At 67.3% G+C, this 20,210-nt stretch carries 20 protein-coding genes; 1 reads left to right on the top strand and 19 read right to left on the bottom strand.

The genetic code is table 11. The features are described from left to right. Positions 1–28 precede the first annotated feature (28 nt). Positions 29–478, top strand: a complete 450-nt coding sequence (locus tag ABL843_RS13225; RefSeq protein WP_184638564.1) for a VOC family protein — start codon at positions 29–31, stop codon at positions 476–478. Positions 479–499: 21 nt separating this feature from the next. Here ABL843_RS13225 and ABL843_RS13220 read toward each other — a convergent pair whose 3' ends face one another. From ABL843_RS13220 to scpB, 19 genes are all read right to left on the bottom strand, one after another. Further along, a complete protein-coding gene (locus ABL843_RS13220; protein ID WP_126018851.1) occupies positions 500–1,024 on the bottom strand; it encodes a phosphoribosyltransferase in 525 nt (174 codons plus the stop codon). Between the two features lie 131 nt (positions 1,025–1,155). Continuing rightward, entirely contained in the window at positions 1,156–2,487 is a 1,332-nt protein-coding gene (locus ABL843_RS13215; protein ID WP_126018849.1) for an adenylosuccinate synthase, read from the bottom strand. Between the two features lie 23 nt (positions 2,488–2,510). Continuing rightward, a complete protein-coding gene (locus ABL843_RS13210) occupies positions 2,511–3,671 on the bottom strand; it encodes an ATP phosphoribosyltransferase regulatory subunit (protein WP_184638566.1) in 1,161 nt (386 codons plus the stop codon). An 81-nt stretch (positions 3,672–3,752) separates the two neighbouring features. Further along, positions 3,753–3,941, bottom strand: coding sequence for a DUF2065 domain-containing protein (locus tag ABL843_RS13205; RefSeq protein ID WP_418120157.1), 189 nt, complete (start codon positions 3,939–3,941; stop codon positions 3,753–3,755). 31 nt (positions 3,942–3,972) lie between these two features. Further along, entirely contained in the window at positions 3,973–4,872 is a 900-nt protein-coding gene (gene hflC / locus ABL843_RS13200) for a protease modulator HflC (protein ID WP_184638568.1), read from the bottom strand. Between the two features lie 17 nt (positions 4,873–4,889). Continuing rightward, positions 4,890–6,245: an FtsH protease activity modulator HflK gene (gene hflK / locus ABL843_RS13195; protein WP_418120156.1), complete on the bottom strand. Its 1,356-nt coding sequence runs from the start codon at positions 6,243–6,245 to the stop codon at positions 4,890–4,892. Positions 6,246–6,277: 32 nt separating this feature from the next. Further along, positions 6,278–7,489 carry a GTPase HflX gene (gene hflX, locus ABL843_RS13190; RefSeq protein ID WP_184638570.1) on the bottom strand — a complete coding sequence of 404 codons (1,212 nt, stop codon included), beginning with the start codon at positions 7,487–7,489 and terminating at the stop codon, positions 6,278–6,280. Positions 7,490–7,543: 54 nt separating this feature from the next. Then, a complete protein-coding gene (gene hfq / locus ABL843_RS13185; protein ID WP_026346229.1) occupies positions 7,544–7,789 on the bottom strand; it encodes an RNA chaperone Hfq in 246 nt (81 codons plus the stop codon). Between the two features lie 165 nt (positions 7,790–7,954). Beyond that, on the bottom strand, positions 7,955–9,298 hold the full coding sequence (der, locus tag ABL843_RS13180; RefSeq protein ID WP_184638572.1) for a ribosome biogenesis GTPase Der: 1,344 nt from the start codon (positions 9,296–9,298) through the stop codon (positions 7,955–7,957). A 69-nt stretch (positions 9,299–9,367) separates the two neighbouring features. Next, positions 9,368–10,510 carry an outer membrane protein assembly factor BamB gene (gene bamB / locus ABL843_RS13175; protein WP_418120155.1) on the bottom strand — a complete coding sequence of 381 codons (1,143 nt, stop codon included), beginning with the start codon at positions 10,508–10,510 and terminating at the stop codon, positions 9,368–9,370. 7 nt (positions 10,511–10,517) lie between these two features. Then, the gene (locus ABL843_RS13170) at positions 10,518–11,210 is read right to left on the bottom strand and encodes a YfgM family protein (protein ID WP_369658458.1); all 693 of its coding nucleotides are present in this window, start codon (positions 11,208–11,210) and stop codon (positions 10,518–10,520) included. Positions 11,211–11,215: 5 nt separating this feature from the next. Then, a complete protein-coding gene (hisS, locus tag ABL843_RS13165) occupies positions 11,216–12,538 on the bottom strand; it encodes a histidine--tRNA ligase (protein WP_418120154.1) in 1,323 nt (440 codons plus the stop codon). 12 nt (positions 12,539–12,550) lie between these two features. Next, the gene (gene ispG, locus ABL843_RS13160) at positions 12,551–13,840 is read right to left on the bottom strand and encodes a flavodoxin-dependent (E)-4-hydroxy-3-methylbut-2-enyl-diphosphate synthase (protein ID WP_418120153.1); all 1,290 of its coding nucleotides are present in this window, start codon (positions 13,838–13,840) and stop codon (positions 12,551–12,553) included. Continuing rightward, a complete protein-coding gene (locus tag ABL843_RS13155; protein WP_418120152.1) occupies positions 13,837–14,805 on the bottom strand; it encodes a helix-turn-helix domain-containing protein in 969 nt (322 codons plus the stop codon). Before ABL843_RS13155 ends, ispG begins: the two co-directional genes overlap by 4 nt. Next, positions 14,798–15,655: a type IV pilus biogenesis/stability protein PilW gene (gene pilW, locus ABL843_RS13150; protein ID WP_126018822.1), complete on the bottom strand. Its 858-nt coding sequence runs from the start codon at positions 15,653–15,655 to the stop codon at positions 14,798–14,800. Before pilW ends, ABL843_RS13155 begins: the two co-directional genes overlap by 8 nt. A gap of 4 nt (positions 15,656–15,659) precedes the next feature. Further along, the gene (gene rlmN, locus ABL843_RS13145) at positions 15,660–16,811 is read right to left on the bottom strand and encodes a 23S rRNA (adenine(2503)-C(2))-methyltransferase RlmN (RefSeq protein WP_418120151.1); all 1,152 of its coding nucleotides are present in this window, start codon (positions 16,809–16,811) and stop codon (positions 15,660–15,662) included. Positions 16,812–16,834: 23 nt separating this feature from the next. Continuing rightward, complete coding sequence (gene ndk / locus ABL843_RS13140) at positions 16,835–17,260, bottom strand: nucleoside-diphosphate kinase (RefSeq protein ID WP_019653122.1); 426 nt, start codon at positions 17,258–17,260, stop codon at positions 16,835–16,837. Positions 17,261–17,413: 153 nt separating this feature from the next. After that, complete coding sequence (locus ABL843_RS13135; protein ID WP_418120150.1) at positions 17,414–19,186, bottom strand: pseudouridine synthase; 1,773 nt, start codon at positions 19,184–19,186, stop codon at positions 17,414–17,416. Continuing rightward, positions 19,183–20,133 (bottom strand): SMC-Scp complex subunit ScpB, encoded by a 951-nt coding sequence (gene scpB, locus ABL843_RS13130; protein WP_369658464.1) that lies wholly within the window; start codon positions 20,131–20,133, stop codon positions 19,183–19,185. The genes ABL843_RS13135 and scpB overlap by 4 nt, the downstream gene beginning before the upstream one ends. Between the last annotated feature and the right edge of the window lie 77 nt (positions 20,134–20,210).

Genomic DNA, 20,210 nt, shown 5'->3' with positions numbered 1-20,210 from the left:
CATCACAACCCGAAGGGACAACGACGCCATGGCCATCCACGAACTGTTTCCGTACCTCTGCGTCAACGACGCCAACGCAGCCATCGAGTTCTACTGCAAGGTCTTCGAGGTGAAGGAGATCTTCCGCCTGACCGAGCCCAGCGGCCGCATCGGCCACGCCGAGCTGGACTTCCACAACGGCGCGATCCTCATGATCTCGGAGGAATTCCCCGAGTTCGACATCCTCAGCGCGAAGACGCTGGGCGGCAGCGCAGTCTCGCTGCATCTGCACGTGGACGACGCCGACGCGGTGGTGGCGCGCGCGGTCGCCGCGGGCGCCACGCTGGACATGGCGCCACAGGACCAGTTCTATGGGGAACGCTCCGGCGTCTTCCATGACCCGTTCGGCCATCGCTGGAACGTGGGGCACAGCATCGAGAAGCTGACGCCGGAGGAAATGCAGCGGCGCTACACCGCCATGTTCACCGACGCCGGGTGATCCGGCGCCGGCATTGCCGGATCAGACCGACCACTTCTCGATCAGCTTCTCGGCGCCGAGCGAGTCGTAGCCCTCGAAGGGCTGGTGGATCCAGGGGTTGGTGGCCAGGTACTCGACCGAGTAGTCGGGCGTGAAGGTCGACAGCGCCTTGGTCCAGATCACGGCGCTGCGCAGCTCGGTGATGGGCTTGTAGTTGTTGCGCAGCATGTCCATCACCGCGTGCAGCGTGTGGCCCGAGTCGGCCAGGTCGTCCACCAGCAGCACCTTGCCGGCGATCTCGCCCTTGGGCGTGGTGATGTAGCGGGCGATGTCGAGATGGCCCTGCACCGTGCCGGCATCGGCGCGGTACGAGCTGGTCGACATGATCGCCAGCGGCTTGTCGAAGATGCGCGAGAGCACGTCGCCCGGGCGCATGCCGCCGCGCGCCAGGCACAGGATGGTGTCGAACTGCCAGCCCGACTGGTGCACCTTGATCGCGAGCTTCTCGATCAGGTTGTGGTACTCGTCGTAGCTGACGTAGAGATGCTTGCCGTCTTCAGTCAACATAGCGTGGTTTTTCCTTCAATGTCTCTTCTTCTGGGGAACACCGCGGAACCGGCTTCGCCGGGCCGCTGGTGTTGCCCCCTGCAAGGGGGTTGGCGGCCACACGAAGTGGGCAAGCCTGGGGGTTAGCCTGATCAGTCGGCCAGGTAGGGGTGGCGCATCATGATCGTGTGGTCGCGATCGGGGCTGGTGGACACCATGTGGATCGGCACGCCCGTGACCTGCTCGATGCGCTGCAGGTACAGCCGCGCATTGATCGGCAGCTTGTCGTATTGCGTGACGCCCACGGTGCTTTCGCTCCAGCCTTCCAGCGTTTCGTAGATCGGCGTGCAGCGCTCGATCTCGTCCGCGCCCATGGGCAGGATGTCGGTGGTCTCGCCGTCGAGTTCGTAGCCGGTGCACAGCTCCAGCTTCTCCAAGCCGTCCAGCACGTCGAGCTTGGTGATGCACAGGCCCGACAGGCCATTGACCTGTGCCGAGCGCTTGAGCAGCGCGGCGTCGAACCAGCCGCAGCGGCGGCTGCGGCCGGTGGTCACGCCCTTCTCGGCGCCCACGGTGCTCATGTGGTAGCCGGGGGTGCCGGGCGTGGCCCAGTCGAGTTCGGTGGGGAACGGACCGCCGCCCACGCGGGTGCAGTAGGCCTTGGTGATGCCCAGGATGTAGTGCAGCATGCCCGGGCCCACGCCCGAACCGGCGGCGGCGTTGCCGGCCACGCAGTTGCTGGAGGTGACGTACGGATAGGTGCCGTGGTCCACGTCCAGCAGCGTGCCCTGCGCACCTTCGAACAGCAGGTTGGCGCCGTCGCGGTTGGCATCGTTCAGCTCGCGCGAAACGTCGGCCATCATGGGCTTGAGCAGCTCGGCGTGCTTCATCGCCTCGTTGAAGACTTCGTCGAAGTCGATGGCGGGCGCGCCCAGCACCTGGGTCAGCACGTGGTTGTGCAGCTCGAGCAGCACGCGCAGCTTGGCGGCGAAGCGATCGGGGTGCTTCAGGTCCTGCACGCGCAGCGCGCGGCGGGCGATCTTGTCTTCATAGGCCGGGCCGATGCCGCGGCCGGTGGTGCCGATCTTCTCGATGCCGCCCTTCTCGCGGTAGGCCTCGCGCGCGATGTCCAGCGCGGCGTGGAACGGCAGGATCAGCGGGCAGGCCTCGCTGATGCGCAGGCGCGAGCGCACTTCGACACCGGCCTTTTCAAGCCCCTCGATTTCCTCGAACAGCTTTGCGGCCGAAAGCACCACGCCGTTGCCGATGTAGCACTTGACGCCGGGCCGCATGATGCCGCTCGGGATCAGGTGCAACGCGGTCTTCACCCCGTTGATGACCAGCGTGTGGCCCGCGTTGTGGCCGCCCTGGAAGCGGACCACGCCCTGGGCGCTCTCCGTCAGCCAGTCGACCAGCTTGCCCTTGCCCTCGTCGCCCCACTGGGTGCCGACGACGACCACGTTTCTTCCGGTGGTTACGCTCATGCTCGTTCCATTACTTCAAAAAATCAGATCGCACGGACACTCCACTGGCCGGCCTGCTCGACGAGCTCGCGGTCGCAGTGGAATTCATCGATTTCGCTGCCATGGCCCGGCAGCACGCAGACTACCGTTTCACCGGCCTTGCGCAATTGGGCAATGGCCTGACTCAGGCCGGCCGCGTCGCTCCAGGGCGCGCGGATGGCGGCGCGCAGCGGGCGGGCCGGCAGCACACCGACCAGTTCGCGCACGTCGAGGCTGAAGCCGACGGCCGGGCGGTTGCGGCCGAACACGGCCCCCACCTCGTCGTAGCGGCCGCCGCGCACCAGCGAATCGGCCGCGCCGGGCACGTAGATGCCGAAGCGCATGCCGCTGTAGTACGCATAGCCGCGCAGGTCGGCCAGGTCGAAGCTGATCTGGCGGCCGGCCACGCCCTGCAGGCCGGCGGCAAGCTGCTTCAGGTCGGCCAGCGCCGCACCGACCGCGGGTGTGCCCTTCAGGGCCTTGGCGGCCTCGTCGAGCACGGCCTCGTCGCCGTAGAGCTGGATCAACGCGCGCAGCCCCTCGCGCGAGGCGGCGGGGAAGTTCCTGGTGAGCGACTCGAGCTCGCTCGCGTCCTTGGCCGCCAGTGCTGCATGCACCTGCGCCAGGGTGGCGCCGTCGACCGGCACGCCGGCGAACAGGGCACGCACGATGCGGGCATCGGCCAGGTCGACGATCACGCCCTCGCGCAAGCCGGCGGCATCGAGGCAGTCGAGCGCCAGCAGCAGGGTTTCGGTGTCGGCCTCGAGGCCGGCGTGGCCGTAGATCTCGGCGCCGAACTGCAAGGGCTCGCGGGTGGCATGCGGGCGGTCGGGCCGGGTGTGGAGCACCGGGCCGCAGTAGCACAGGCGGGCCACGCCGTCGCGGTTCAGCAGGTGGGCATCGATGCGCGCCACCTGGGGGGTGGTGTCCGCGCGAAGGCCCATGCTGCGGCCGGAAAGCTGGTCGACGAGCTTGAAAGTCTGGAGGTCGAGCGCCTCGCCGGTACCGGAGAGCAGCGATTCGAGATGCTCGAGCAGCGGCGGCATCACCAGCTCGTAGCCGTAGCCACGGGCGGTATCGAGCAGCTGGCGTCGAAGTTCTTCGATGTGGCGCGCCTCGGAGGGCAGCACATCGGCAATGTGATCCGGAAGGACCCAGGCGGACATGGGGATCGGGGGCGTGGTTAAAACGGGATTCTACCGGCACCGGGCACCCGGTCCGGCACGGGCGTCAATCGGCGGGCCGGATCAGCCCAGGATCCAGAGCAGGATCAGACCCAGAACGATGCTGCAGAGCCCGAAGAAACGCAGCTGGCCGTCGCGCAGCTGCATGAGCTGCCCGAAGCCGCGCCGCCACCCTCCCGGCGACACGAAAGGCAGGATGCCCTCGATCACCAGGACGAGCGCCAGCGCGCTCCAGAAAGTGTCGGCGCTCACGGCTCCTGAAGTCGGCTGCGGCCGGAAGTGATCAACGGCGAGGCGCGTTGGTGGTCGAGCCCGAGCCCTGCATGGCGCGGAAGAAGTCCGACGACGGGTCGAGCACCATCACGTCGCTCTTCTTGTTGAAGCTCTGCTTGTAGGCCTCGAGGCTGCGGTAGAACTGCGCGAACTGCGGGTCGCGGCCGAAGGCCTCGCTGTAGGTGGCGGCAGCCTGGGCATCCCCTTCGCCCTTGATCTTCTGGGCATCGCGGTAGGCGTTCGCCACGATCACTTCGCGCTGGCGGTCGGCGTCTGCGCGAATCTTCTCGCCCTCGGCCGTGCCGGTGGAGCGCAGTTCGTTGGCCACGCGCTTGCGCTCGGCTTCCATGCGGCGGTAGACCGACTCGGTGATGGCTTCCACGTAGTCGACGCGCGTGATGCGCACATCCACCACGTCCACGCCCCAGGGCTTGCTGCCCTTCACCACCGAGAGCACCTCGCGCTGCACGTCGGCCATCAGGGCCTCGCGGCGCACCGAGATCAGGTCGCGCACCGTGCGCTTGTTGATGTTTTCCTGGAAGGCGTTGCGGACCACGCGGTTGAGCTGCATGGCACCGGCGTTCTCGTCGAGGCCGACGTTGCGGATGTAGGCCTGCGGGTCGCTGATGCGCCAGCGCACGTACCAGTCGATCACCACGCGCTGCTTCTCCGCGGTGAGCATGGGCTCGGTGTCCACGCTGGAGAGCGTCAGCAGGCGCTTGTCGATGTACGACACGTTCTGGAACGGCGGCGGCAGCTTGAAGTTGAGGCCGGGCTCGGTGATGACCTGCTTGATCTGGCCGAGGGCATAGACCACGCCGAACTGGCGCTGGTCGACCACGAAGAGCGTCGAGCTTGCCAGTACCAGCAGCACGAGGATCGAGGTTGCGATGAATCCGATTCTGTTCATGTTCTTGCGGGCCTTTCTCAACGCACGTCGCGGTCACGCGAGCGGCCGTCGCGGCCGCGCACGTCGTTCGTGGCAGGGGCCACCGGGATGACCGAGGACTGTGCCGGCGCGGTGCCGGCGACGCTGGGGCTGGCCGCATCGACCGGCGTTGCCGCGTTGCCGCCGCTCAGCTGCATGAGCTTGTCGAGCGGGAGGTACAGCAGGTTCGAGCCCTGCTTGCTGTCGACCAGAACCTTGGTGGTACTGGCGTAGATCTGCTGCATAGCGTCGGTGTACATGCGGTCGCGCGTCACCTGTGGGGCCTTCTGGTACTCCGACAGCACGGCGCTGAAGCGGCCCGCGTCACCCTGGGCCTGAGCCACGATCCGCGCCTTGTAGGCCTCGGACTCTTCCTTCAGGCGCGAGGCCGTACCGGTGGCCAGGGGCACCACGTTGTTGGCGTAGGCCTGCGCATCGTTCTTGGTGCGCTCGCGCTCCTGGCCAGCCTTGAGCACATCGTCGAACGCGGCCTGCACCTGCTCGGGCGGGCGCACACCGCCTTGTTGCAGGTTGATGCCGACGACTTCGACGCCGATCTTGTAGCGGTCGAGTATGGTCTGCATCAGCGCGCGCACGCGCGGCGCGATCTGGTCGCGCTCCTCGGCGAGCGCGGCGTCCATCTTCATCTTGCCGACCACCTCGCGCACGGAAGTCTCGGCCACCTGCACGACGGTGTCGGCGGGCGACTTGCTCTCGTACAGCCAGGCGCGCGGGTCGCTCAGGCGGTACTGAACGGCGAACTTGATCTCGACGATGTTCTCGTCTTCGGTCAGCATGGCCGATTCGCGCAGGCCGGTGGAACGCACGATGGCGTCGCGGCCCACGTCGGCCGAACGGATCTGCGTGGTCACCACGACTTCGTGGCGCTGGATGGGATAAGGCAGGCGCCAGTTGAAGCCTGCGCCCACGGTGCTCTTGTACTTGCCGAACTGGGTGATGACGGCCTGCTGGCCTTCGTTCACGATGAAGAAGCCGGTGCCGAGCCAGATCAGCACGGCCACCGCCGCCACGAGGCCGATGCCGAAGCCTGCGTTCTTCATGTCGGGCTTGTAGCCGTTGCCGCCGCCGCCATTGGGGCGGTTGCCGCCGCCCTTGCCGCCGAAGAAGCCGCCGAGCTTGCGGTTGAGGTCGCGCCAGAGTTCATCGAGGTCGGGCGGGCCCTGGTTGGGGCCCTGGCCGCGGGGACGGTTGTCGTTGCCGTTGTTGCCTTGGGGCGGAGGCGTGGGGCCGCCGGGGGGATTGGCATCGGGGGGCCGGTTGCCGGCCGGGCGGTCGCCGTTGGAGGAGGACGGCTCGTCGCCGCGCCCCCATCGGCCGTCGTTCAGGTTGAACATGCCCAGAAACCCTCTCCGCGCTGGCTTTGAATTCATTCGCTTCGTTCTCTTGTCAGTGGCGGGATTGTGCCCAATCCATCGGTTGCATCGTGCAATTCAGCGTCCGCAGCAGGGGTCATCGTATCGGGTGCGGAGCCTGACTGCCGGGCAAGCTCGGCTCGGAGCAGCGGCACGCCCTCGCCGGTCCTGGCGCTGAGGAAGATGCGGGGAACCTGCACGCCGTCGATTTCCATCTCGTCCTGCAGATGCAGCGGATGCTGCGTGCTTTCAAGGGCGTCGAGCTTGTTGAAGACCAGAAGCTGCGGCACGGCGTCCGCGCCGATCTCGCGCAGCACCGACTGCACCTCGGCCATCTGCTCGGGGTAGTGCGGGTTGGAGGCATCGACCACGTGCAGCAGCAGGTCGGCATCGACCGCCTCCTGCAGCGTGGCCTTGAAGGCATCGACCAGCCCGTGCGGCAGGTCGCGAATGAAGCCCACCGTATCGGAGATCGACACCTGCCTGCGCGCATCGCCCAGGTAGAGATGGCGCGTGGTGGTATCGAGCGTTGCGAACAGCTGGTCGGCCGCATAGGCGCGCGCCTTCACCATCGCATTGAAAAGCGACGACTTGCCCGCGTTGGTGTAGCCCACCAGCGAGATGTTGAAGGCGTCGCGGCGCTCGCGCTGGCGGCGCTGCGTGCCGCGCTGCTTCTGCACCTTGGAAAGGCGCTCGCGCGTGCGCTTGATCGACTCGCCGATCATCCGGCGGTCGAGCTCGATCTGCTTCTCGCCCGGGCCGCCGCGCACGCCTGCGCCGCCGGTCTGGCGCTCGAGGTGCGACCAGCGACGAACCAGCCGCGTGCTGAGGTACTGCAGGCGGGCGAGCTCCACCTGCAGCTTGCCTTCGTGCGAACGCGCGCGCTGGGCGAAGATTTCGAGGATGAGGAAGGTCCGGTCGTAGACAGCGACGTCGAGCTGGCGCTCGAGGTTGCGCTGCTGCGCAGGGCTCAGGGCCTGGTCGAAGATGACCTCGCTCGCCCTGTGCAGGGCAGCCAGTTCCTTGATTTCTTCGGCCTTGCCGCTGCCAACGAACAATGCCGCGTCGGGCGCCTTGCGCTTGCACGCGAGGCGGGCGACGGGCGTGAGGCCCGCGGTCTGCGCAAGCAGGCCGAGTTCCTCGAGTTCGCTGTCGAAATGGGGCAGCCCGAAATCGACGCCGACGAGAACGGCGGCGCCTTCCTGGCGGGAAGTCAGTTCAGACAAGCGGGATCAGAAATAGGGAAAAGCGCGGCAGCGGTGCCGCCGCGCTCCGCGCGATCAGGCGGCGTTGTCGTCGTTCTCGGTAGCCGAGAAGTTGACGGCACGACCTGGCACGATGGTGGAAATGGCGTGCTTGTAGACCATCTGCGTCACCGTGTTGCGAAGCAGCACGACGTACTGGTCGAAAGACTCGATCTGGCCCTGCAGCTTGATACCGTTCACCAGGTAAATGGAGACCGGCACATGCTCGCGACGCAAGGTGTTCAGAAATGGGTCTTGTAGAAGTTGCCCTTTATTGCTCACGATATTCTCCGTGTTCAAGAGTAGTTGTTGGAGGAGAAGACCTTAACACAGGGTTTCCGCGCCGCAGCAATCGCACCCAAAAGCCTTTGAAAAATAACGTCTCTCAAAAGCCGGAACTTCCACCCCGGTCGGAACTCAACGGCGGCCATCCGCCGCCAAATTCAGTCAGTCGTCCTTGTCGACGAAGGGATTGTGGGAGCTCTTGAACTCGATGCGCAAGGGGGTACCCACGAGATCGAACTCCTTGCGGAAGCGTCCCTCGAGGAAGCGCTTGTAAGCATCGGTCACATGTTCGAGCGAATTCCCGTGGATCACGATCACCGGCGGGTTCATGCCCCCCTGGTGCGCATAACGCAGCTTGGGACGGAACATCCCGCTTCGCTTGGGCGCCTGGAACTGCACCGCCTCCAGCAACAACCTCGTCAGCACCGGCGTCGACATCTTGCGCGTGGCCGACTTGTGAGCCTGCGCGATGGCCTGCCACACCGGACCCAGGCCCTGGCGCTTGATGGCCGAGATGAAATGCAGCGCCGCGAACTTCAGGAACGCGAGGCGGGTCTCGATCTGCCGCTGGATCTGCTCGCGCTGGTAGCTGTCGACCGCGTCCCATTTGTTGATGGCGATCACCACCGCGCGGCCGCTTTCGAGGATGTAGCCCGCGATGTGCGCGTCCTGGTCGGTCACGCCCTGCGTGGCGTCGAGCAGCAGCAGCACCACGTTGGCCGACTCGATGGCCTGCAGCGTCTTGACCACCGAGAACTTCTCGATCGCCTCGAACACCCTGCCCTTGCGGCGCAGGCCTGCCGTATCGATCAGCTCGAAGCGCTGGCCGTTGCGCTCGAAGGGTACGGATATTGCGTCGCGCGTGGTGCCCGGCATGTCGAAGGCCACGAGGCGCTCTTCGCCCAGCCAGGTGTTGATCAGCGTCGACTTGCCCACGTTGGGACGACCTGCCACAGCCAGCTTGATCGGCTTGTTGACGTCGTCCTCTTCCTCCTCGTCATCGGGGTCGGGAAGGTTCAGCGGCGCCAGCGCCAGCTCGACCAGGCCGCGCATGCCCTGCCCGTGCGCCGCGGACACGCCGTGCACCTCGCCCAGCCCGAGCTCGTAGAAGTCCACCAGCTTGGTGCCGTCGTGCATGCCCTCGGCCTTGTTGGCCACCAGCACGCAGGGCTTGCCGATACGGCGCAGCTCGTTGGCGATGTCATGGTCCTGCGCGGAGAGTCCTTCTCGTGCATCGACCACGAAGATCACGACGTCGGCCTCGGCGACGGCCTGTCGCGTCTGCTTGGCCATCTCCTTGTAGATGCCGCTGCCGGCGTCAGGCTCGAAACCGCCGGTATCGATGACGATGAATTCGCGCTTGCCCAGGCGGCCGTTGCCGTAGTGGCGGTCGCGCGTGAGGCCGGCGAAGTCGGCGACGATGGCGTCGCGCGTCTGCGTGAGCCTGTTGAAGAGGGTCGACTTGCCGACGTTCGGCCGCCCGACCAGGGCCACGACCGGCTTCATGGCCGGCCTTTCGAGGGCGCGGTTTTCATGGTCGGGCCTTGGAAAGAGAGAAGGAAAGAAGAAAGAGGGTTACTCGGGGCGATAGCCAAACACGCCACCCTTGGCGGTCACCACGACCACCGTGTTGCCGGCCAGTGCCGGCGCAACGGTGATGGCCGAGCCGTCCGGCGTGATGCGGTTGAGCAACGCGCCGTCTTCACGCGAGACGAAATGCAGGGTGCCGGTGTCCTCGCCGATGATCAACGAGCGGCCCACGGCCAGCGGCGAAGTCAGCACGCGGTTCTTGAGGCGCGACATCTGCCAGGCGCGCTCGCCGTCGGCACGGCGCCAGGCCACGACGCTGCCGTCGGACTCGGTACCGTAGACGAAGCTCTCGTTGCCGCTGACGCCGTCTGCGCCCGAGGCAGGCTTGCTCCAGACCAGCGAACCGCGCACCGTTTCGACGCAGCCGACGCTCGCGTAGTACGCACGCGCGCAGATCGTGTCGCCGAAGCGGCTCACGCTGCCGGTCAGGTCGACCAGGCGCTCCACATCGTTGGTGCCTCGCGGCGCCGCAATGGGCGATTCCCAGCGCGAAGTGCCGTTGGCGGGGTTGATGCCCACCAGCCGGCCACCGATGCCGGCCACCAGCGTATCGCCCACGGCGAGCAGCACGCCCGACTTGCGCAGCACCAGGTTCTCGCCCGCGCGCTGCTGGATCCACAGGCGGCGGCCGCTCTGGCCGTCCCAGGCGCTGATGCTGCGGTCGGCGGTCTGCACGAACACGCGGCGGCCCGCCACCAGGGGCGCGGTGAAGGCCTGCGCCGAGAGCTTCTGCTTCCAGAGCACCTTGCCGTTCTCGATGGCGACCAGCTCGTTGCCGGTGGTGACGACTGCCGCCACCGATCCGTCGCTGCCCACACCGGCCGCCAGCGGAGCGCCAGCGCTGGCGCGCCAGACTTCACGGCCGGCGCGCGCGTCGATGGCAACCACCGTGCCGTCGCTGCCGGCCACGGTGACCGTGTCGCCGCTGACGTCGGTGGTCAGGGGGAACTTCACCTCGGGGATGCGCACCGTCCACGCCTGGCGCACGCCCATCAGGGCCGGGTTGGCGGGAAGCTCGTCCGGCTTCGGCTTGGACGAACCCGAGCAGGCAGCCAGGAGCGCTACCAAAACGAGAGCTGATCCCGCACGCAGGGCGGACGATTCAGGCATGAGGCGCTTGAAATTCATGATGCGGTCAGGGAGTCTTGGGAGCTGCGGGAGTGACGGTGACTACAGGAGCCAGGCTCTTGGGGTCGACGCCGACCGCGTTGAGCTTGATCTCCACCAGGCGGCGGTAGTCGGAAGTGGCGCCGAGGCCAGTCCAGGCCTTGCGGTATTCGGTCTGAGCCTCTGCGCGCTTGCCCTGGGCCAGGTAGATGTCGCCCTTGCGGTCGGCCACCAGGGGTTCGAATTCCTTCGGCACGCCGCCGTCGAGCTGCTTCAGGGCCTCGTCGTAGGACTTGCCGTCGAGCAGCTCGGCCGCCAGCCGCAGCCGGGCAACGGCCTTGTAGCCGGGGTCGATGGCGTTCTGGGCCACCCATTCGAGCTCGGCGCGCGAACCCGCGGCATTGCCCTTCTCGTACAGCGTCTTGGCGACCAGCAGGCCGGCCTGCTGCGCGTAGGTGGTGCCCGCGAAGCGCTTCTTCATGTCGTCGAGCACGAGCGCGATGCGCGCCGGGTCGCCCGCCTGCGCGGTCTTCTCGATCTCGTCGTAGAGCGACGAGGCCTGCGCCGCCTTGTTGCGGCCATACCATTGCCAGCCGTTCCAGGCCACGAAGGCGCCGGCAACGAGCAGCACGACCGAGGTGATCAGGGTGCCGTAGGTATTCCAGAAATGCTTGAGCTGGTCGAGCTGTTCCTGTTCTTCGAGGTCGAGATGGGTTGCCATGCGTGTCAGGTATTGGGAGCCGGCGATTGTAGGGTGGCGGCCCAGGCGGCCACTTCCGAAAGAGACCGGGCGACTTGGGCACCGCCTGCGTCGCGCAGCGACTTGACGGTGACCTCGCCGCGCGCCAGTTCGTCTTCGCCGAAGATCAGTGCGTAGCGCGCACCGCTCGCGTCGGCCTTCTTGAACTGCGCCTTCATGTTGCCGCCGCCCGCGTGCTGCAGCACGCTGACGCCCGCGGCGCGCAGTTGCTCGAGCACCACCATGACCTGCGGCAGCACCGCGGCCGAGGGAACGACGGCATAGGCCGCGGGCGCCGCGGACGGCACCGGCAGGCCCAGTTCCTGGATCAGCAGCAGCAGCCGCTCGATGCCGAGGCCGAAGCCCACGGCCGGCGCCGGCTTGCCACCCATCTGTCCGATGAGCCCGTCGTAGCGCCCGCCTCCGCAGACGGTGCCCTGCGAGCCGAGCTGGTCGGTGACCCACTCGAAGACGGTGAGGTTGTAGTAGTCCATGCCGCGCACCAGGCGCGGATTCACGCGATAGGCCAGGCCCGCGGCGTCGAGCACGGCCCGAACGGCGTCGAAGTGAGCGCGCGATTCCTCGCCGAGGAAGTCCATCAGCTGGGGCGCGGCCTCGACGATGGCCTGCATCGCCGGATTCTTCGTGTCGAGGATGCGCAGCGGGTTGCTGTGAAGGCGCCGCTTCGCATCGGCGTCGAGCACGTCGGCATGCGCCTCGAAATGGCGGATCAGCGCATCACGGTGCGCCTGGCGCTCCGCCGGCTGGCCGAGGCTGTTGATCTCTAGGCGCACATGCTCGCCCTCGACCAGGCCGAGCTCGCGCCAGAGCGCGCGCACCATGAGGATCAGTTCGGCGTCCACGTCCGGGCCCGGGAAGCCGAGCGCTTCGACGTCGAGCTGGTGGAACTGGCGGTAGCGCCCCTTCTGCGGCCTCTCGTGGCGGAACATCGCCCCCATGGTCCACAGGCGCAGCGGGCCGTTGTAGAGCGCGTTGTGCTCGACCATCGCGCGCACGATGCCGGCCGTGGCCTCCGGACGCAGCGTGAGCTTGTCGCCGTTCATCGAGTCGGTGAAGGAGTACATCTCCTTCTCGACGATGTCGGTGACCTCGCCGAGACCGCGCACGAACAGTGCGGTAGGTTCGACCACGGGCGTCACGATGTAGTGGTAGCCGTAGCGGGCCAGCAGTTGCCGCACCTTCTGTTCGAACCACGACCACAGCGCCGAATCGGGCAGGCGGTCGGTGCGCGGCACGCTCGCCGGCAATATGTCGTTCATGCCTTTGACGGCATTGATCTTGTCAGCCATAGGAGAAAGCGGTCAGGCGACGTCGGCAGCCAGCGGCTGGCCGAAGCGCTTTTCAATGTAGTTTTCGACGAGCTGATGGAACTCGTTGGCGATATTGTCGCCGCGCAGCGTGAGGGCCTTTTCGCCGTCGATGAAGACCGGTGCCGCAGGCGCCTCGCCCGTGCCGGGCAGGCTGATGCCGATGTCGGCGTGCTTGCTCTCGCCAGGGCCGTTGACGATGCAGCCCATGACGGCCACCTTCAGCGTCTCCACGCCCGGATATTTCTTGCGCCAGACCGGCATCTGCATGCGCAGGTAGTCGTCGATCTGCTTGGCAAGCTCCTGGAAGGTGGTGCTGGTGGTACGGCCGCAGCCCGGGCAGGCGGTGACGCTCGGCACGAACACGCGCAGGCCCAGCGCCTGCAGGATCTCGGAGGCAATCACCACCTCCTGCGTGCGCGGCTCGCCCGGCTGCGGCGTGAGCGACACGCGGATCGTGTCGCCGATGCCCTCCTGCAGCAGGATCGACAGCGCCGCGGCCGACGCCACGGTGCCCTTGGTGCCCATGCCGGCCTCGGTGAGGCCCAGGTGCAGCGGATAGTCGCAGCGGCGGGCCAGCTCGCGGTAGACCGAGATCAGGTCCTGCACGCCGCTCACCTTGCACGAAAGAATGATCTGGTTGCCGGCCATGCCCATCGACTCGGCCAGCCTGGCGGACTCGATGGCAGAGGTGATCAGCGCCTCGTACATCACCTGCTTGGCGTCCCAGGGCTCGGCGCGCCGGCTGTTGGCGTCCATCAGGCTGGCGAGCAGTTCCTGGTCGAGGCTGCCCCAGTTGACGCCGATGCGCACGGGCTTGTTCCAGCGCATGGCGGCATCGATCATCTGGCCGAACTGCCTGTCCTTCTTGTCGCCCTTGCCCACGTTGCCGGGGTTGATGCGGTACTTGCTCAGCGCCTCGGCGCAGGCCGGATATTCGGTCAGCAGGCGGTGGCCGTTGTAGTGGAAATCTCCCACCAGCGGCACGTCGATGCCCATGCGGTCGAGCTGCTCGCGGATGTAAGGGACCTGCGCGGCAGCTTCGGGCGTGTTGACCGTGATGCGGACCATCTCGGAGCCGGCCTGGGCCAGCTCCTTCACCTGGATCGCCGTGCCGATGGCATCGACGGTGTCGGTGTTGGTCATCGACTGCACGCGCACCGGGGCGTCGCCGCCCACGGTGACCACGCGCGGCCCCCAGACCACGCTGGCCTGGCGCGAGCGGCGGGCCTTGGGAGCCGCGGCCTCGATCGGAACGGGAAGGCAATTGCCAGTGGAGGTCACGACTTCACCTCGAAACGCGCCACGCCACCACCCTTGGTGAAGGGCTTCAGGTCAAAGGGCTGGCCACGGACCTGCACGTCGACGCTCGAAGCGCGGCCGACCACGACCGACAGCGGCAGCGTGCCCGACAGCCCCACCGTTTCGCCTGCCTGCAGGCTGCGGCGCAGCAACTGCTTGCCGCCGGCTTCGGCCACGGTGATCCAGCATTCCTCTCGAGCCACGAAGACCAGCTGCTGGCTGCTCGAGGCTGCAGCCACGGGCGTGGCCGCAGGTGCAGCAGCCGTGGCAGCCGGCGCGGCAGCGGTAGCCGCGGGCGCACCGGAAGCAGGCGCCGCGGCCGGAGCCTCGCTGGCCACCGGACCACTGGGCGCCACGGCCTGTGTGGGCACGGTTTCGGCCACGGATCCGCCGGCCGAGGCCGGACCGTTGGTGGACGGCGATTCCGCACCGGAATCGCCGCGCGCCGCAAGGCGGGACACGGAAGCGCCGAGCTGGTCGAACACCGACTGCGGCAGCCAGAACAGCGCACCCGCGCCGATCAGCAGCAGCAGCACGACGATCAGCAGTGGCCGCGAAGGCAGCCCGCTGGAGCGGCCGTTGCCGTTCCAGCGCGGCGTGCCCGAATTGATGTTCGAGCGGAGGGTGCGGTCGGTTTCGGCGAGCGACACCTTCTGCGTGCTGGGCAGCTTCGCGAGCACGGGGGCCGGGTCGATGCGCAGGGCGCGGCAGACGCTGCTGGCCAGTGCGCGGGCGAAGACCGGGTCGGGCAACGAGGCGATGTCGTCCGCCTCGAGCGCCATGAGCTTCTGCGGCGGGACCTTCAGGGCCGCGGCCACCATCTCGATGTGCAGGCCATGGGCCTCGCGCGCCTCGCGCAGCAGGTCACCGGCCGTCTTGTTCGCGATATCGCCAGCTTCCAGTGGCAATGCTGCGGAAGTGCCGAACTCCGAAACCCGATCAGTCATTGAAATTCCCGCGCTCGTACGCTGTTGCCTCCCGCGACTGGGGGAAGCGTCGTTGCAGTTGGCCTCCCAACTGCGCGACTGCCTCGCGGTTGTTCAGCTTACGTTCGATCTTGATGCCCAGCCAGAGCGTCTCTGCGCTGGCCGCGGCGCTGTTGTTGACGCGGCGGATGTAGAACTGCGCGCGCGACCATTCCTCGCGCTGCGCCAGCACGGAAGCCAGGTTGAAGGCGACCACCGGGTTGCTGGCGTCGATCTCGTAGGCCTGCATGAGGGTGCGCTCGGCCTTGTCGCGCTGGCCGGCCTTGAGCTCGCACACGCCCTGTGTCATGAGCGTCTTGGCGCGCTCGGTGTAGGTCGGTACGGCCAGGGCCTCGCCGAACTGGGCGGCCGCGTCGCCATAGCGGTTCTGCTGGCACAGCAGCCAGCCATAGTTGTGGCGCGTGTTCGGGTCGCGCGGATTGATCGCGATGGCACGGCGGAAGCTGTCTTCGGCCAGGGCGGCGTCGTCGAGCCGCATGTAGACCAGGCCGCGCAGGTTGTAGGCGTCGGCGTTGTTCGGGTCGGCGGCCAGCGCCTGCTTGATTTCGTCGAGCGCGACGGTGGTCTGGCCGTGCTCGAAGTAGCCGGCGGCCAGTTCCATGCGCAGGCGCGCGCGGCGCTGGCGGCTGGACTCGTCGGACTCGGTGACGATCTCGGTGCCCTTGGACGAGTTGCTGCTGTCGGCCAGGCTGGTGGTGGTGGTGCGCGTGCTCACGCAGCCCCCAAGCAGCAGCGACACGGCGACGCCCGCGAAACCCACCGTCAGCATCCGCTGCACGTTCGCGGTCGTCATCGAAATGGCCATGCTCATCGGTTCAATGCTCCTGGGAGGCGGTCTTGCGGACCGGATGCAAAACAACGGGGCGCTGCTCGGCCGCACGGCGCTGCGCCATGCGCTCGGCCGCGCGGGTACGGTCCTTGACGTCGCCGGCGAGCTGGCCACAGGCGGCATCGATGTCGTCGCCGCGCGTCTTGCGCACGGTGGTCACGAGACCGGCCTCGCTCAGCGCCTTGGCGAACGCCAGGACGCGCGGCTGCGGCGAACGCAGCAGGCCCGAGGCCGGAAACGGGTTGAACGGGATCAGGTTGAACTTGCACGAGATGCCGTGCCTGCGCACCAGTTCGACCAGTTGGCGTGCATGCTCTGGCTGGTCGTTCACGCCGTCGAGCATGCAGTACTCGAAGGTGATGAAGTCGCGCGGCGCATGGGCCAGGTAGCGCTTGCAGGCCTCGATGAGTTCGTCGATCGGGTACTTGCGATTCAGCGGAACGAGGTCGTCGCGCAGCGGATCGTTGGGCGCGTGCAGCGAAACCGCGAGCGCCACGGCGCAATCGTCGCCGAGACGATCGATCATCGGCACCACGCCGGAGGTCGACACCGTCACGCGGCGGCGCGACAGCCCATAGGCGTTGTCGTCGAGCATCGTGCGCAGCGCAGGCACGAGCGCCGAGTAGTTCTGCAGCGGCTCGCCCATGCCCATCATCACCACGTTGGAGATGACGCGCTCGTCGCGCTTGAGATGCTTGCGAAGGAAGTGTTCGGCAAACCAGAGCTGGGCGACGATTTCGCCCGTGCTGAGGTTGCGGCTGAAGCCCTGATGCCCCGTCGAGCAAAAGCGGCAACCGACCGCACAGCCGGCCTGGGACGACACGCAAAGAGTGCCGCGGTCGTCCTCGGGAATGAATACGGCTTCGACGGCATTGCCGTCACCGACGTCGAACAGCCACTTGATCGTGCCGTCCTTTGATTCGTGCTGCGTGATGACCGGCAGGGCCTCGACGCGAGCGGTGGTCGCGAGCTTCTCGCGCAGCGACTTCGCCAGATCTGTCATCTGGGTGAAGTCGCTGGCGCCACGCTGGTGGATCCAGCGTAACAGCTGCGTGGCGCGGAATTTCTTCTCGCCGAGTTTTTCGCAGAACGCAGCCAACCCCTCGAGATCGAAATCGAGCAGATTGGCCGTGGTCATGGAATCGGGGCGAGATCCGGGTTTCAGCGTGCGTAGACGTTGAGGCCGGCGAAGAAGAAGGCCACTTCGTTCGCGGCGGTTTCGGGAGCGTCCGAACCGTGAACGGCGTTGGCGTCGATGCTGTCGGCGAAGTCGGCGCGGATGGTGCCGGCGGCTGCCTTCTTGGGGTCCGTGGCGCCCATCAGGTCGCGGTTCTTGGCGATGGCGTTCTCGCCTTCGAGCACTTGCACGAACACGGGGCCCGAGATCATGAACTCGACGAGGTCCTTGAAGAAGGGACGCTCCTTGTGCACGGCGTAGAACTGCTCGGCTTCGTTGCGCGACAGGTGCACCAGCTTGGCGGCGACGATCTTCAGGCCAGCGGCCTCGAAGCGGGAAACGATCTTGCCGATGACGTTCTTGGCAACTGCGTCGGGCTTGATGATGGAAAGGGTACGTTCGATAGCCATTGAAATGCTTCCTGGAGCTTTGATTTTGAAGTGTTTTGTCACAACTGCAACGAGTTTGTTGCGTCACATGTCGACAAAGCCTCTGATTTTAACCGGCGCAGCCTTGCGGATTGGTGAAAACCCCGCGAAAGGCCGCGCTGCGACGGCAGACTTTCAGCGCCCGCGGCGGCGTCCGCCGCCCTGGCCTGCGAAGCCGCCCCCGCCCCCGCCGCCTCCGCGGCGCTGACCTCCTCCGCGCTGCTCCTTGCGCTGGCGCGAGAAGCTGTCGGCGCCGATGTAGCCCAGCGAGGTCTTCATCGGATCGGGCTGATTGCCACCGCCACCCTGCTGCTGGCGATCGCCGCCCTGGCGGTTGCCGTTGCCGCGGCGTCCCTGCCCCTGGGGCTGCCCGCCGCCACGGTTGGAACGTCCTCCCCGCTCGCCGCGCGGCGGACGGCCGTCGCCAAGCGGATTCGGGATCGGCGCCTCGCGCCCGCCGTCATCACGAGCTTCGCGCATGTCGCGCGGCTGCTGCTGGCCGCCGCCGTTGCGATTGCCACGGCGCTTCTTGTTGCGGCCGCCGCGGCCGTTGCCGCCACCGCCCTCCTGGCCCGGGCCACGCTGCTGCTGGCCCGGACGGGCGACCGCGCCACCCGAGGCCTGGAACAGCGCACGGATGTCGCGGTCGTCGAGTTCCATCCAGGCGCCGCGCTTCAGGCCGCGCGGCAGCACCATCGCGCCGTAGCGGATGCGGATCAGCCGGCTGACCGCGTGGCCCACCGACTCGAACAGCCGGCGCACCTCGCGGTTGCGGCCTTCGGAGATCGTCACGCGATACCAGCAGTTGGAGCCTTCGCCGCCACCGTCCTCGATGGCACCGAACTGCGCCATGCCATCGTCGAGGCGCACGCCGTCCAGCAGCTTCTGCTTCTCTTCGGCGGTGAGCGCACCCAGCACGCGCACCGCGTACTCGCGCTCCAGGCCGAAACGAGGGTGCATGAGCTGGTTGGCCAGGTCGCCGGAGCTGCTGAACAGCAGCAGGCCCTCGGTATTCAGGTCGAGACGGCCCACCGACTGCCACTTGCCCTGCTGCAGGCGCGGCAGCTTGCGGAACACGGTCGGGCGGTTCTGTGGATCGTCGTGCGTGACCACCTCGCCCACGGGCTTGTGGTACGCGATCACGCGCGGCGGCGGTGGCGCGATGCGATAGCGGATCGGCTTGCCGTTGATCTTGACCTGGTCGCCGTACTGGATGCGCTGGCCGATGTGGGCCGGCTCGTTGTTGACGGAAATGCGGCCCTGCAGGATGAGCTGCTCCATTTCGAGCCGCGAGCCCAGGCCGGCCTGCGCCAGCACCTTGTGCAATTTGGGCGAATCGGCCTCAGGGAGCAGCACGCGCTTGAGCGGCGGGACTTCGGGGCTTTCCTCGTCGGCGTCGAACTGGCCGGAGATGACGTCCGCGAAGCGGATCGGCTCCGGCGGCGGCGCGTTGCGCTGCTCGCGCTCGGCGGCGCGGCGGGCGCGGTCGAGGTCGTCCTCTTCCTCGTCCGGCTCTTCGTCTTCCTCGTCTTCGTCACGGGAGTCATCGTCGCGGTCATCGAGGCGCTCGGCCCGATGCGCCTCGACAGGCTCCGGATCACGCACCACCTCCGCGACGACTGCAACAGGCGCCTCTTCGACGACGGCCGCGACAACTTCCGGCTCGCCCACTTGCCGGGGCGCCTCCGCCACGGGCGCGGCCACAGCCTCGGCTTCGGGCGCAACCTGCTCGACCACCTTCTTCTTGCGTGGTGCACGCGGCTTCTTCGGTGCCTCGACTTCGGCCTCGGCCGGCGCTACCGCCTCGACTGCATCGACCACCTTCCTGGCCGGGGTCGCCCTTTTCTTCTTCTTGACTTCGGGCTCGACCGGCAGCATCGCTGCGTCTTCGGTGTCGGTTGTGCTCATGAGGTTTTTCCGGGGGAGGGAGCGTCAGGGTCGGTCTCGTCCTCGGACGGGGCATCGGGCTCTGACGCGGGTTCTTGTTCTGGCTCGGCGGGGGCAGATTCGGCGCCCGCTTCGTTCTCGGCGAACTGTGCCTGGGCGGCCTCGATCGCTTCGGCAGCTTCGGCTGCCTTGACTGCTTCCACGACTTCGGGCGCGGTGTCGACGACCGCGGGCTCCCGGGCAGGCATCTCCGGCGCTTCAGCCGTCTCGGCAACGGCTTCTTCGCCTTGTTGCGCAGCAGCAATCTCGGCGTCCGCCGCCGGCACGCCGGCCAAGGAGAGTTCCAGCTCCGCCGATCCGGACGCATCTGCATCGCCCTCCGGCGCCGCATCGATCGGCAGCCCCTGCTGCTCGCCCGAGGCCTGCTCGAGCGCGTCGACCAGCGCCGCCTGCTGCGCGGGCGTCTCGATCAGCGGCAGCTGGTCGAGCGAGGCCAGGCCCAGGTCGTCGAGGAACTGGCGCGTGGTCGCGTAGAGCGCCGGGCGGCCGACCGTTTCACGGTGGCCGATGACCTCGACCCAGCCGCGATCTTCCAGCTGCTTGAGGATCAGCGAGTTGATCGTCACGCCGCGGATGTCTTCCATGTCGCCGCGCGTGGCGGGCTGTCGGTAGGCGATGATGGCCAGCGTCTCGAGCGCCGCGCGCGTGTAGCGCGGCGGCTTTTCGGGATGCAGGCGATCGAGGTGGTCGCGCATTTCCGGCCGGCTCTGGAAGCGCCAGCCGCTGCCGACGCTCACCAGCTCCAGGCCACGTTGCGCCCAGTCTTCCTGCAGTTCGAGCAGCAGCGCCTTGATGGTGTCCGCACCCAGCTCGTCGTCGAACAGCACGCGCATATCGCGCACCGGCAACGGCTGGCTCGAACAGATCAAGGCGGTTTCGAGAATGCGCTTGGCATCCGCCGTATTCATGGTTCGCGTTATCCGGGAAAAGGCGCCTGGGGGCGCTTGTTCAGAAGGATGGAAGGAGTAGGCGCTGCAGGCACGCG

Source organism: Variovorax sp. 350MFTsu5.1 (assembly GCF_048302515.1).
Lineage (GTDB): Bacteria > Pseudomonadota > Gammaproteobacteria > Burkholderiales > Burkholderiaceae_C > Variovorax > Variovorax guangxiensis.
This window is presented reverse-complemented; position numbering and strand designations above follow the sequence as displayed.